We start from the raw sequence: 13,762 nt of genomic DNA, 5'->3' as shown, positions 1-13,762 counted from the left end.
CTTTTTGATCCGATATCGGGCCACATCACCATGCAGATCGTGCGCGCGTTGCTGACGCGTTTCGCCACCACGCTGGTCACCCTTCTGGGGGCCGCCATCATCGTCTTTGTCGTCATTCGTGTCGTTCCCGGCAACCCGATTGCCATGATGCTGCCGCCTGGCGCAAGCGATGCCGACATTGACCGTCTGAAAGCCCTCTATGGCCTCGACAAGAGCATCCTGGAGCAATTTGTGATCTGGATCGGCAATGTCGTTCAGGGGGACTTCGGCACCTCGATCACACTGCGTCAGCCGGTTTATGACCTTGTGATCGGACGCCTGCCGGCCACGCTGGAGCTGTCGATCCTCGCCCTGTTGATCGCAGTTCTGATGGGCGGCGCCGCCGCACTGACGGCAACGCTTTATCGGGGCACGAAGATCGAAGGCGGCATTGATGTCACCGGCGGCATCGCTCTGTCATTGCCGGACTTTCTCTGGGGCCTGGCGCTGATCCTGCTCTTCGGCGTGCTCTGGCCGCTGTTTCACATTTCCGGGCGGGTCTCCCCTTCCCTCGGTTTTGAGTTCACCTCAAACTTCTACCTCTTCGAGGCCCTCCTGCGTCTGCGCTTCGATGTGGTTGGCGACCTGATCGGTCACATGCTGATGCCGGCGCTGGCGCTTGCCATCCCGCTTGCCGCCATCATCCTGCAGCTGCTCAAGCAATCCCTGAAAGAATGCATGCACGACGACTACATCACCCTGGCGCGCACCAAGGGCTATTCGGAGACCTCGATTATCCTGAAGGACGCGCTGCCAAATGCCATCCTGCCGACCCTGACGCTGATCGGTGTCCAGTTCACCTTCCTGATCGGCGGCACGGTGATCATCGAGCGGCTGTTTTCCTATGAAGGGCTCGGCAACATGGCTATCGATGCGGTGATCAATCGTGATCTGCCTCTGATCCAGGGCATCGTTCTGGTGTTCGCGCTGCTGTTTACACTCGTCAATCTGGTCGTCGACATGACCTATGCCGCTCTTAATCCGAGGCTGCGCCATGCTTGACGCCAGAGCACATGTCCGCCGTTTGCCCGGTCTGCGCCTTTGGCTGAGCGGAGGCTGGCTGACCCTCCTTGTCCTGGCCGCCATCTTCGCCCCCCTGATCAGTCCCCATGACCCGCTGGCCCAGGATCTCTTTGCCGGGCGACTGCCGCCGGTCTGGGAACAGGGCGCCGACCCGGCCTATCTGCTGGGCACGGACAGCCTGGGCCGCGATCTCCTGAGCCGCATGCTGTATGGTGCCCGCGTGGCCCTGATCGTGGCGCTGGTGGCCGGCACGCTGACCTGCCTGATCGGATCGGCACTTGGACTGATTGCCGGCTATTTCCGGGGCTGGGCCGATCTGGTGATCTCGCGCCTGATCGACATCTGGATGGCCTTCCCGCCTGTGCTCTTTGCCATCCTCCTCATAGCCGTCATCGGCACCGGCCTGACCTCCGTGATCGTCGCAATCGTGGTGATCGACTGGACGCGGTTTGCGCGCGTCGTGCGGGCAGAAGCCATGAGCCAGGGCGCCATGGATTATGTGGCGTCGGCCCAGGTCGCGGGCAGAACCCGCATCGGAACCGCGCTTGCGGAGATCCTGCCCAACGTGCTGCCGACGATCGTCGCCCTTCTGACCCTTGAAATGGGCATCGCCGTTATCGTCGAGGCGATCCTCTCCTTCGTGAACCTCTCCATTTCCACCGATCAACCGACCTGGGGCGGCATGATCGCCGAGGGGCGTGCCTCGATCTACCAGGCCTGGTGGGTGCTGGTGTTTCCGCTCTTCACCCTGTTCCTGACGGTGCTCAGCTTCTCCCAGTTCGGCGAGGGCTTGAAGGAACATTTTGACCCGGTGCTGCGATGAGTTTCCTGTCCATTCAAGACCTGAGCGTCCGGCTTTCCAACGGCATTCCGCTGCTTCGCAGTGTTTCACTCGATGTTTCTGCGGGCGAGGTTCGCGCGCTGGTCGGCGAGAGCGGCGCCGGCAAGAGCATGATCGGCAAGGCCGTGCTTGGGATCCTTCCAAGGGCCGCGCACCTAACGGACGGTCGCATCGTTCTCGATGGCGAGGATCTGGAAAGTCTCTCGCCCAAGACCCGCCGGCAACGCATCGGCGCGCGTGTGGCGCTGATCCCGCAGGACCCGCTCACCGCGCTCAATCCGTCGCGAAGAGTGGGCCCTCAAGTCACCGACCGGTTGGTCGACATTCTGGGATGGAAACGCCCGGCGGCCGAAGCCCGTGCGCTGGAGCTTCTGGAGGAAGTTCACATCGAGGCACCCGAAAGGGTGATGAAGGCCTACCCGCACGAGCTTTCCGGCGGCATGCGGCAGCGTGTGTTGATTGCCTCCGCTTTTGCCGCCGAGCCGAAACTGATCATAGCCGACGAGCCGACCACCGCGCTGGATGTCACGGTCCAGAAGCAGATCCTGAAACTGATCCGGGACATGCAACAACGGCATGGCACCGCGCTTCTGTTTGTCACGCATGATCTCGGCGTCGTTTCAAAGATCGCGCAGACACTGAGCGTGCTTTATGCCGGCAAGGTGGTGGAGGAGACCGGTGTCGAACACTTCTTTGCTGGCCCCTCCCACCCCTATTCGCGTGCGCTGCTGGCGGCAACGCCCAAATACACCGACCCGGACGGCTCACTCACCCCGGTTCCCGACAGCGTGGTCAGCGCCGTCGATGCGGAAATAGCCGCCTTTGATGCAAAGCGACTGGAGGCGGGGCAGCGATGAACGACACGATCTATCAACTCAGGGACCTGAAGGTGTCCTTTCCGGACCTGTCCCGGAAACCGCTGCTGGGCCCGGCACCGCGCGTGGACGTGCTGAAAGGCCTGACCTTCGACATTCCGAAAGGCGAAGTGCTTGGCATTGTCGGCGGCTCCGGGTCCGGAAAATCAACGCTCGGGCGGGCCCTGATCCGGCTGATCGAACCGGATGGCGGCAGCATTCAGTTTGAGGGTACCGACATTTCCCACCTGGGCGAAGACAGGCTCCGTCCGCTGCGGCGCCGTTTCCAGATGATCTTCCAGGACCCGATGTCCTCGCTTAACCCGCGTCGCAGGGTCGGCGGCATCATCGCCGGTCCGCTGAGGCTTCAGGGCATGGACAGTGTCCGGAACCGGGTCGACGAGGCCCTCGACATGGTCGGCCTGCCACGCTCCTTCGCCACGCGTTATCCGCATGAACTCTCCGGCGGTCAGAGGCAGCGGGTTGGCATTGCGCGCGCCATCGCCCTCAGACCCGATTTCATTCTCGCCGACGAAATCGTCTCCGGTCTCGACGTCTCGTCCCAGGCGCAGGTCCTCAACCTGCTGGAGGGCCTGGTCAAAGAGCTCGGCCTGACGCTCGCTTTCATCAGCCACGACCTCTCGGTGATCCGCCGCCTGTGCACCCGGATCCTGGTGCTTTACCAGGGCGAGATCGTCGAACATGCGGCAACGCCGGAGCTCTTCGACAATCCCAAGGCGGACTATACACGCATGTTGCTGGATGCGATCCCACTGCCCGATCCCGCACAAGTCTGGTTCTAGGGTCAGGCCGCATTCCTTTGAGTGAAATCGCCGCGATGAATTTGCTCGGTTACGAGGCGTAAAGCCACAGAAACCCTCCGGTTTCCAGAGATTTGCTGCGACGTTTCCGGTCAAATTCACCCTTTCCCGGAGGGACGCAAGACGGCTTAGATCTGCTGCGTCAAACAGCTCAAACGGGCAAGAAGCCCGCTTTTCGGGCTTTTCCCCGCAACCGTTGCCGACTGTTGCGCCATTTCGATCAGATGAATAACGCCTGGCCCTAAAGGTGCCCGGTCGGCTTGACCGGTACATTGAGACGCTTGGAGGCCGCATTGATATGGGCCGACATCGCCCGGCGCGCTTCCAAACGGTCGCCAACTTCGATCGCCTTGAGGATCTTCAGGTGCTCCGCACGTGTCACCTGAACCAGGTCATCCTTTTCATAGATGTTTGACGTGATGCGTGCGGTGTCCTTGAGACGCGAGGAAATGTAACAGATAATTCCATAAAGATAGGCATTGGCTGTTGCCTTGCCGATCGCCCTGTGGAACGCAGCATCCGCTTCCAGGCGCTGGTCATCGAACCGGCTTCCGCCGTCGAGTTCCGCAATTGCCTTGCACATCTCCTCAAGGTCGACCGACGTTCTGCGAACCGCGGCAAGCCCGGCTGCTTCGATTTCCAGAAGGCCGCGCAACTCGAACAGGTCTGCCAGATTGCCGGACTTGCCAAGGGCCTGGATATCGACGCGAAAGGTTTCCCGTTCCGTGATCGGTTTCACGACCGCCCCACGGCCCTGACGCGACTCGACCACACCGTCTGACCTCAGTCTGGCAATGGCTTCTCGCACCACGTTGCGGCTGACCCCGAACGTGCCTGCAAGCGCATGCTCCGTCGGCAGGGTGTCGCCCGGCTGCAATGTGCCTTCTGTGATTTTCGCCATGATGTCAGCGGCGATCTGGTCAGGCAGCAGCGTCGACCGCTGCACCTCCCTGTAATTCGTCATAGCCACGCTCCTCTTCGCCAACCCGCTGGCATTTATTTATTGTTGCGGCTTGTGCGCGGCGTTGCCCATCTTATCCTTTTGGCTAATACCACGCACCAATGCATGCATAGGCCAAGGCATTGATCTTGTCGAGACATCCTTCCCAAAGGGAAGGTCATCGTTCCAAGCCATTACAAAAATGTCACAGTGCGAAGATCACCTCGGCGGCGCGGACAGCGGCGGAAGCCCTGTTTTCGACGCCGAGTTTGACGAAAATCTGTTCCAGGTGCTTGTTCACGGTGCGCGGCGACAGGCCCAGGATCTCTCCGATATCCTTGTTGGACTTGCCCTTGGAAATCCAGATCAGCACCTCCGCCTCGCGTTGTGTCAGTTCGAATCGGTCCTGAAGCGCCTGCACCTGGCCGGCCTCGTCTTCCGCCGTCACACGGAACAGGTTCTCGTCCGGCCCGACCCGTCCCAGCGGATGCAGCTGGACGGCCAGCTCTTCCGACAGACCGAGCATGAAGCTCCTGCGCCGGTCTCCCTTTTCCTGAGAAACGTCCAACCAGTCCCCCAGCGCCTGACCAAGTTGGAAAAGACTGGTCTCGGCAGCCCCTGTGCGCGCCAAGAGGTTATGGATCTGCGGGGTTGACCAAAGCACGGTTCCCTCTCGGGAAACAGCCACCAGATGCCGGCCGGCTGCGTCGAGCGCCACATGGGCGCTTTGCACCGAACGAGCGTTTTTCAGATGCACCTTGATGCGCGCCTTCAACTCATCAACGTCGATCGGCTTGGTGAGAAAGTCGACACCGCCAGACTCAAGCGCCCGGACGATATGCTCGGTCTCGGACAACCCGGTCATGAAAATCACGGGCACGTGCTGCAGGGCCTGGCTGTCCTTGATCTTGCGGCAGGTGTCAAAACCGTCAAGACCCGGCATGACGGCATCCATCAGGATCGTGTCTGGAGTAACCTTCTCACAGACTTTCAATGCCGCCTCTCCGCTGGTCGCAACCAGTACGGCGACACCCGTTTTCTTGAGCGCTTCGGTGACAAAGCCCAGGGTTTCCGGGCTGTCGTCCACCACCAGAACCGTTTCGCGGCGCTCATCCGTCATGGGTTTCCAGTCCGTTCAATACGTTGCGATACGCCTCGAAGTCGAAACGGGTGAGATGTTCCTGCAATTCCCGAATGAGCGCCTTGTTCTCCGGCGTTTCTGCCAACTCGGTCAGTTTGGCCTCGATGCCCTCCACATAACCAATATCTGCGAGCGACATCAGGTCGGCGATATGCTCCGCGCCGGGCGACCGCAATGCATCGGGTTTGACAGGCCTTGTATCACGGTCCTTCGGCTGCTCTGTCCAGGTGATGCCCAGATGTTTCTGGAGGAGATCGTAGAGCTGTCCGATCGCAAAAGGTTTGGCCAGGGTTGCCGAGTGGTGGACCGGTCCTTCGGGGCGTAGGCTCTGATCGCCGATATTGGCCGACAGCATGACGATCGGCGCCTTGCCCCCGTGGCTGCGGAGCGCCTCTGCCAACTTCCATCCGTTCATGCCCGGCATCAGGATGTCGATCAGATAAAGATCGGGTGACAGAGGAGCAACCGTTTCAAGGCAAGCCCTGCCGCTGTCCGCTTCCACGACCACGAAGCCAATGGGTTTCAGAATGTCGCTGACAAGCGCCCGGTGATCGGGGTTGTCATCGATCACGGCAACGGTCCGCCGCGCCCCTTCGTACCCCCTGACCTGCCGTTCCAGCCGGGCGGTGTCCACAGGCCGATCGACACCGGCCAGCATCAGCCGCACCTCGAAGGACGCCCCCTCTCCCGGCTCGCTTGCAAGCGCAATCGCGCCACCCATGGTTTCGGTCAGAAGCTTGGTGATGGTGAGACCGAGCCCGAGACCTGGCACCCGCCTGCTGTTGGCAGCCCGGCTGCGGCCGAACGGTTCGAAGATCTTGGCCTGGTCTTGCAGATCAACGCCCGGCCCGCTGTCGGTCACGATAAAGCTGGCCACCTGGGAGCGATAGTTCACCTTCAGGGAGACATCGCCTTCTTCGGTGAACTTGATGGCGTTGGACAACAGGTTGACCAGGATCTGGCGCAAGCGTTTTTCATCGGTGCGCACAAAGACCGGCAGATTTGGCGCGCGCTCATATAGAAATCCGAGCCCCTTGGCCGTTGCCTGCATACGGAACATGTCCACGATCTGGTCGAGGAACTCGTGAATGTTGATCTCGTTGGAATAGACCTGCAGGCGCCCCGCCTCGATGCGGGAGATGTCCAGAAGACCGTCAATCAGGCCGGAAAGATGCTCCGCGCTGCGGCGGATGGTGCTGACGGCCGGCTTGCGGGCGGCCGGCAAGGTCTCGTCCTGCTCCAGCACCTGAGCATAGCCCATGACGGCATTGAGCGGCGTTCTGAGCTCATGACTGAGCCCGACCACGTAGCGGCTCTTGGCAAGGTTCGCGGCTTCGGCATCCTCCTTGGCCTTCTGCAGCGCTGCGTCGGTGACGCTGTGGGCATCGATTTCCTTCTGCAACAGTGCGTTTTGGCGCGCGGATTCCTCTTCTGCGACCCGGCGTGTGTCATGCGCCAGAACGAGGAACCAGCACGCAATGCCTGCCACAATGGCAAAGACGAAGAAGATCAAGGCAACCGTCTGGGCAATGATTCCAGTCGGATCGCCAAAGCGGCTCGCCGCCTCTGCATAGATGACCCAGACCACGCTTCCGATCGCGGCAATGGAGACCGCGGACGCCAGGGCATATCTGCCAAGCCGCGTGCGCAGAAAGGCAAGCACGCCTTCAGGCAGGAACAGGGCCGCGACCGTTCCGACCTGGTGCGCGGCTCTTGCCTTTGGCTTGCAACTGTCATGGCAACGCGCGTCAAGGGAACAGCACAAGGAACAGATCGGCGCCTGGTAGGCCGGGCAATAGGCCATGTCCTCGGGCTCGAATGGGTTCTCGCATATGGAACAGGCGATCTGATCCCTTTTCAGCCAGCTCTGGCGCGGCTTGCGGGCGAGATAGAACCGGCCATTTGTTGCCCAGGCAATCAAAGGCGCGGCCACAAAGGCAAGGGCCATCGCCAGAAACGTTGCCAGGGCGGCTGCAGTTTCGCCGAACAAGCCGAAATGGGCCGCAAGGGCGACCCCGGTCGCCAGCAGCATGGCGCCAGTACCCACAGGGTTGATGTCATAAAGATGCGCCCGCTTGAACTCGATCCCCGGCGGCGACAGGCCTAGCGGCTTGTTGATGAAAAGATCGGCGGAAATGGCGGACAGCCAGGCCATGGCAATAATCGAGAAAACCCCGAGGGTTTCCTCCAGAAGCCGGTAGATGCCGAGTTCCATCAATAGCAGCGCGATGCCGACATTAAAGACCAGCCAGACAACCCGTCCCGGATGCGAATGGGTCAGGCGGGAAAAGAAGTTCGACCAGGCAAGCGACCCCGCATAGGCGTTCATGACATTGATCTTGAGCTGGGCAACCACGACAAAGGCAGCCATCAGCAGAAGCACAACGGTCTCGTTCGGGATCATGTAGCCGAAGGCAACGGTGTACATGCGCGACGGCTCGTCCGCATGTTCGACAGGCACGCCGTGAGACAGGACCAGAACGGCCAGAAACGAGCCGGCAATCATCTTCGGCGCCCCAAGCACAACCCAGCCGGGCCCCGCCAGGAACAGGGCCAGCCGATGGCGGCGCCGGGCAAAGTCCTGGGCCGGCAGAAACCGCAGGAAATCGACCTGCTCGCCGATCTGCGCCATCAGCGCCAGGATCACCGCCGAGGCGGTACCAAAGCTGATCAGACTGATGCTGTCCCAGCCTCCGCCCGATGTCCTTTCCATCCCGGTCGCAGGATCGATGCCGGAGAAATTCAGCCATGTGCCGACCGCCTGCCAGTCGGTGAAGATGATGAAGATGAAGGGCAGGATATTGAGAATGATCCAGAACGGCTGGGTGGCGAGCTGGAACCGGCTGATCCAGGTGATGCCGTGCGTGACCAGGGGAATGACGGCTACCGCGCTGATGATATAGCCAAGCCAGAGCGGAACGCCGAAGGCGAATTCCAGGGCACTCGACATGATCGAGGCCTCGATCGCAAAAAGGATAAAGGTGAAACTCGCATAGATGAGCGAGGTTACCGTCGAGCCGATGTAACCGAACCCGGCCCCGCGTGTGAGCAGATCGATATCGACGCCATACCGCATGGCATACCGGCTGATCGGCAATCCCACGACAAGCAGCACCAGGCTGCCGACCAGGATGGCCAGGAACGCATTGGCCGTTCCGTGAGACAAGGTAATTGCCCCGCCAATGGCTTCCAGCGCCAGAAAGGAAATGGCTCCGATGGCCGTTTGCGAAATCGCCCGCGAGGAAAAGCGGCGCGCGCTTTTGGCGGTGAAGCGCAGGGCATAGTCTTCAAGTGTCTGGTTGTTGACCCACTTGTTATACCGGCGCCGGACCGGGAGGATGCGCTGGCGAGCGGTCATGACACCAGCGCCCTGTCAACGGCGTTTGGAAGACAAACCTGTTCTGCATCAGCCGAGGCATCACCTGCACAATCAGCCCAAAATTTCACCAGTTGCCTGTAATTTTGGCAATTGCCCCACACCAACACGCCGTTTTTTGCCTCGTTATTTGCGCCAATCCTTCTTCAGAGCACATTTCGTGCCGACTGCCCGAAAACTGTGCCAAAGGGCGGCCGGAGCCCACCTACGTCAATTGACGTATGTTGCAGTGCGATAGTTCGAGCGCACGATCCTCCCCGACAGCGGCAAACCTTCCAGCCGCCAATCACCGGCGTGGGACCTGGTGACGTCACAGAAGGGGAACATCCATGAAAAAGACATTCACGAAACTTGCACTTGCCGGCCTGATGGCCAGCACCATGATCGGCGGCGCGACTGCGGACGAAGACACCATCAAGGTCGGTATCCTGCATTCGCTCTCCGGCACGATGGCGATTTCCGAGACCACTTTGAAAGACGCCATGCTGATGCTCATCGAAGAGCAGAACAAGAAGGGCGGCCTGCTTGGCAAGAAGCTCGAAGCCGTTGTTGTCGACCCGGCATCCGACTGGCCGCTCTTTGCCGAGAAGGCCCGTGAGCTGATTGAAGTCAACGGCGTCGATGCCGTCTTCGGCTGCTGGACGTCCGTCTCGCGCAAATCCGTTCTGCCGGTCTTTGAAGAACTGAATTCACTGCTGTTCTACCCGGTCCAGTACGAAGGGGAAGAAAGCCAGCGCAACGTCTTCTACACCGGCGCGGCTCCGAATCAGCAGGCCATCCCGGCCGTCGACTACCTGATGAATGAAGAGGGTGTCGAGCGCTGGGTTCTCGCCGGAACCGACTATGTCTATCCGCGCACGACCAACAAGATCCTGGAAGCCTATCTGAAGTCCAAGGGTGTCGCTGAAGAAGACATCATGATCAACTACACGCCGTTCGGACATTCCGACTGGCAGACGATCGTCTCCGACATCAAGGCCTTCGGCTCCGCCGGCAAGAAGACCGCTGTTGTCTCCACGATCAACGGCGACGCCAACGTGCCGTTCTACAAGGAACTCGGTAATGCCGGCATCAAGGCCGAAGATATCCCGGTCGTTGCCTTCTCCGTGGGTGAAGAGGAACTTGCCGGTCTCGACACGGCCCCGCTGGTCGGCCACCTTGCTGCCTGGAACTACTTCCAGTCTGCCGACACCGACGCCAATGCCGAGTTCATTGAAACCTGGCAAGCCTTTATCGGTGACGACGAGCGTGTGACCAACGACCCGATGGAAGCACATTTCATCGGCTTCAACATGTGGGTCGAAGCGGTCGAGAAAGCCGGCACCACCGATCCGGATGCCGTGATTGACGCGATTGTCGGCGTGTCCGTACCGAACCTCACCGGTGGTTATTCCGCCATGATGCCGAACCACCACATCACCAAGCCGGTGCTGATCGGAGAGATCCAGGAAGACGGCCAGTTCGAAACCGTCTGGGAAACCTCCGGTCTCGTCGTTGGTGATGCCTGGTCCGACTATCTGGAAGGTTCCAAGGACCTGATCTCCGATTGGCGGGCACCACTCTCCTGCGGCAACTTCAACACCGCCACTGGCAAGTGCGGCGGCTCCGGGTCTTAAGGGAGGAGACACGGAGACGGGGCGGGCTTGGGTGAGCCCGTCCCCTTTTCTCCCGGCTCAGTGCCGGGGTGTTTGTTGGAGTCCCGTCCTGCCATTCGTGGCGTCCTCCCGAGGAAGACCGGCAGGTCTGTCTCGAAGGATCAGCGGCACCCTCCGACACACGTGAGCCATCCTTCGAGACACCGCATCGCGGCTCCTCAGGATGACGTCGATGGAAATATACGCCTAACGCGGTGGACATGATGTCCTTGATGAGACCAATTCTTCTTTTCTTCTGCCTGATCGCCAGCACCTTCGCGGCGCCGGTCCTGGCCCAGTCCGACCCGGAAAGCCTTCGCCCCCTGGTCAATGAACTTGCCAAGGGCAAATATGCCGAAACCGAACAGCAGATCGGCGCCCTCGCCGCGACCGGAAACCCGGCAGCTGCGCCCGTTCTGGAAGCCCTGAGTGGCGGGGATCTCTATTTCCGCAAGTCCGACGACCAGGTCTTCATTGCCGAGAAACAGGGCAAGGTCTTCAAGCTGACCGATCCGCTGACGATGGAAGCGGCCGGTGAGGCCGGACGGCGCGAGGTCAAGAAGATCAAGGTCAACAACAAGCTCCGCCGCGTGATCCGCGCAGCGCTCGGGTCCCTGACCCTGATGGCGCCGGATCCAGATGTTCGCAAGGCGGCCGCTGAAGCCATCTTCAAGGCCAAGGATCCGGACAGCATCGAAGCGCTCGACACGGCCCTTGCCGCCGAAGAAAACAGCGCCGTGCGGCAGGTCATGGAACAGGCACGTGCCGCCGCCGTTCTCAATTCGGATCTGGAGGAAAGCCAGAAGCTTAACGCCGTCGCGACCCTCTCCGACATGGGCAACCGCGATGCGCTTTCCCTGCTGATCGCCGCGCAATCCACATCTACAGGGCCTGTTCAGGCGGCTGCAGGTCAGGCTGTCGCGAAGATCGAGAAGTCGATCGCCGCCTGGGATGCTGCGCAGAACATCTGGTACGGTCTCTCGCTTGGTTCCGTGCTGCTGCTGGCGGCGATTGGCCTTGCCATTACCTTCGGGGTCATGGGCGTCATTAACATGGCGCATGGCGAAATGGTCATGATCGGGGCCTATACGACCTTTGTGGTCCAGGAGCTGATCAGAACCTCCGCACCGGGCCTGTTCGAGTATTCGCTGTTCATCGCCCTGCCCCTCGCCTTTCTGGCCTCCGGTTCGATCGGTGTCGCCATCGAGCGCGGTGTCATTCGCTGGCTCTATGGCCGCCCCCTTGAAACTCTTCTGGCCACCTGGGGCATTTCACTCATTCTGCAGCAGGCGGTGCGCTCGATCTTCGGTCCGACCAACCGCGAGGTTGGCAATCCGGACTGGATGTCAGGCGCATTCGAACTCGGCCAGATGACCATCACCTATAACCGCATGTGGATCATCGTCTTTGCGATGCTGGTCTTCGCCGGATTGATCCTGGTGCTGAAAAAGACGCCCTTCGGCCTTTATACAAGAGCTGTCACCCAGAACCGCCGCATGGCCGCCTCCATGGGCATTCGCACACCCTGGGTGGACGCGCTGACCTTCGGTCTGGGGTCGGGCATTGCCGGCATTGCCGGTGTGGCGCTCAGCCAGATCGACAACGTCTCGCCCAACCTCGGCCAGGGCTACATCATCGACAGCTTCATGGTCGTGGTGTTCGGCGGTGTCGGCAATCTCTGGGGCACGCTGGTCGGCGCCATGACACTCGGTGTCGTCAACAAGTTCCTCGAGCCCTATGCCGGCGCCGTGCTCGGCAAGATCTTCGTGCTCGTCTTTATCATTCTCTTTATCCAGAAGCGTCCGAGGGGCCTGTTTGCCCTCAAGGGCCGGGCAGTCGAAGCATGATGTCGTCATTCCTCTTTCGTGCCATGGACGCCCGGGCCGGGATCTTCCTCGCCCTGATGGCCGCCGTGATCGTGCTGGTACCGGCAGGCAACCTGCTCGTCCCGGAAACCTCGCCCTTCCACGTGCCGACCTATGCCGTCACGCTGATGGGCAAATACCTGACCTACGCGCTGCTGGCGCTCGCCGTCGACCTGGTCTGGGGCTATTGCGGCATTCTCTCGCTCGGCCACGCCGCCTTCTTTGCGCTCGGCGGCTATGCCATGGGCATGTATCTCATGCGCCAGATCGGCACGCGCGGGGTCTACGGCGATCCGCTCCTGCCCGACTTCATGGTCTTCCTGAACTGGCAGGACCTGCCCTGGTACTGGTACGGCTTCGACATGTTCTGGTTTGCGGCCCTGATGGTTGTCCTGGTGCCGGGCGTGCTGGCCTTTGTCTTCGGCTGGTTCGCCTTCCGCTCGCGCGTCACGGGGGTCTATCTGTCGATCATCACACAGGCGCTGACCTATGCGCTGTTGCTCGCCTTCTTCCGCAATGACATGGGGTTTGGCGGCAACAACGGCCTGACCGATTTCAAGGACATTCTCGGCTTTGACATTCAAGCCGACACGACCCGCGCCGGCCTGTTTGCAGCCTCAGGCCTGGCGCTGGTCCTGTGTTTCCTTGTCTGCCGCGCAATCACGCGCTCCAAGCTGGGCAAGGTCCTGGTCGCGGTCCGTGACGCGGAAAGCCGCACACGGTTCTTCGGCTATCGCGTGGAACACTACAAGCTGTTCGTCTGGACCTTGTCGGCGATGATGGCTGGTATCGCCGGAGCGCTTTACGTGCCCCAGGTCGGCATCATCAATCCGGGCGAATTTGCCCCCGCCAACTCCATCGAGGTGGTCATCTGGGTTGCCGTGGGCGGGCGCGGCACGCTGGTCGGCGCCGTCCTTGGAGCCATTCTGGTCAACTTCGCCAAGACGTGGTTCACCGCGGCGCTGCCGGACATCTGGCTGTTCGCCCTGGGTGGCCTGTTCGTGGTGGTTACGCTGTTCCTGCCGAAAGGTCTTGTCGGGACGGTCAGTTCCGGATGGACGGCGCTTCGCCAGCGCAAGGTATCGGCGGCCTTTGAGGCCGGCTCCGACGAGCCTCCCGGACCGCCGCAATCGCCGAGCGCCCCAGCCAACGTGACGGCTAACGTGCCCCCGGCCAAGCCGGCTCATCAGGCGCCGGGCCAGGCCGAACCCCAGCCAGCGGAGTAAAC

Annotated in this window: 10 protein-coding genes; 7 read left to right on the top strand and 3 right to left on the bottom strand. The window is 61.0% G+C overall.

What is annotated here, in order from left to right; genetic code table 11:
- The first annotated feature begins 30 nt into the window (after positions 1-30).
- From CHH27_RS27185 to CHH27_RS27170, 4 genes are read left to right on the top strand one after another with little or no spacing between them, the layout of a single operon-like run.
- Positions 31-1,041 carry an ABC transporter permease gene (locus tag CHH27_RS27185; protein ID WP_094074379.1) on the top strand — a complete coding sequence of 337 codons (1,011 nt, stop codon included), beginning with the start codon at positions 31-33 and terminating at the stop codon, positions 1,039-1,041.
- Positions 1,034-1,885: an ABC transporter permease gene (locus CHH27_RS27180; RefSeq protein ID WP_094074378.1), complete on the top strand. Its 852-nt coding sequence runs from the start codon at positions 1,034-1,036 to the stop codon at positions 1,883-1,885. The genes CHH27_RS27185 and CHH27_RS27180 overlap by 8 nt, the downstream gene beginning before the upstream one ends.
- Positions 1,882-2,760, top strand: a complete 879-nt coding sequence (locus CHH27_RS27175) for an ABC transporter ATP-binding protein (protein WP_094074377.1) — start codon at positions 1,882-1,884, stop codon at positions 2,758-2,760. The genes CHH27_RS27180 and CHH27_RS27175 overlap by 4 nt, the downstream gene beginning before the upstream one ends.
- A complete protein-coding gene (locus CHH27_RS27170; protein WP_094074376.1) occupies positions 2,757-3,560 on the top strand; it encodes an ATP-binding cassette domain-containing protein in 804 nt (267 codons plus the stop codon). The genes CHH27_RS27175 and CHH27_RS27170 overlap by 4 nt, the downstream gene beginning before the upstream one ends.
- Before the next feature lie 259 nt (positions 3,561-3,819).
- On the opposite strand, the gene CHH27_RS27165 is transcribed toward CHH27_RS27170, so the two are convergent.
- The 3 genes from CHH27_RS27165 to CHH27_RS27155 all read right to left on the bottom strand — a co-directional run bounded on the left by CHH27_RS27165 (position 3,820) and on the right by CHH27_RS27155 (position 9,017).
- Positions 3,820-4,542, bottom strand: a complete 723-nt coding sequence (locus tag CHH27_RS27165; RefSeq protein ID WP_094074375.1) for a FadR/GntR family transcriptional regulator — start codon at positions 4,540-4,542, stop codon at positions 3,820-3,822.
- A gap of 181 nt (positions 4,543-4,723) precedes the next feature.
- Positions 4,724-5,638: a DNA-binding response regulator gene (locus CHH27_RS27160; RefSeq protein ID WP_094074374.1), complete on the bottom strand. Its 915-nt coding sequence runs from the start codon at positions 5,636-5,638 to the stop codon at positions 4,724-4,726.
- The gene (locus CHH27_RS27155) at positions 5,628-9,017 is read right to left on the bottom strand and encodes an ATP-binding protein (RefSeq protein WP_094074373.1); all 3,390 of its coding nucleotides are present in this window, start codon (positions 9,015-9,017) and stop codon (positions 5,628-5,630) included. The genes CHH27_RS27160 and CHH27_RS27155 overlap by 11 nt, the downstream gene beginning before the upstream one ends.
- A 347-nt stretch (positions 9,018-9,364) precedes the next feature.
- On the opposite strand from CHH27_RS27155, the gene urtA reads away from it, so the two are divergent.
- The 3 genes from urtA (at position 9,365) to urtC (ending at position 13,760) form a co-directional block, all read left to right on the top strand.
- Positions 9,365-10,651, top strand: a complete 1,287-nt coding sequence (urtA, locus tag CHH27_RS27150) for an urea ABC transporter substrate-binding protein (protein WP_094074372.1) — start codon at positions 9,365-9,367, stop codon at positions 10,649-10,651.
- Positions 10,652-10,893: 242 nt separating this feature from the next.
- Complete coding sequence (gene urtB / locus CHH27_RS27145; RefSeq protein WP_094075047.1) at positions 10,894-12,516, top strand: urea ABC transporter permease subunit UrtB; 1,623 nt, start codon at positions 10,894-10,896, stop codon at positions 12,514-12,516.
- Positions 12,513-13,760 carry an urea ABC transporter permease subunit UrtC gene (gene urtC, locus CHH27_RS27140; protein ID WP_094074371.1) on the top strand — a complete coding sequence of 416 codons (1,248 nt, stop codon included), beginning with the start codon at positions 12,513-12,515 and terminating at the stop codon, positions 13,758-13,760. Before urtB ends, urtC begins: the two co-directional genes overlap by 4 nt.
- Positions 13,761-13,762: the final 2 nt, after the last annotated feature.

The sequence above is a fragment of the Labrenzia sp. VG12 genome (genome assembly GCF_002237595.1).
Lineage (GTDB): Bacteria > Pseudomonadota > Alphaproteobacteria > Rhizobiales > Stappiaceae > Roseibium.
This window is presented reverse-complemented; position numbering and strand designations above follow the sequence as displayed.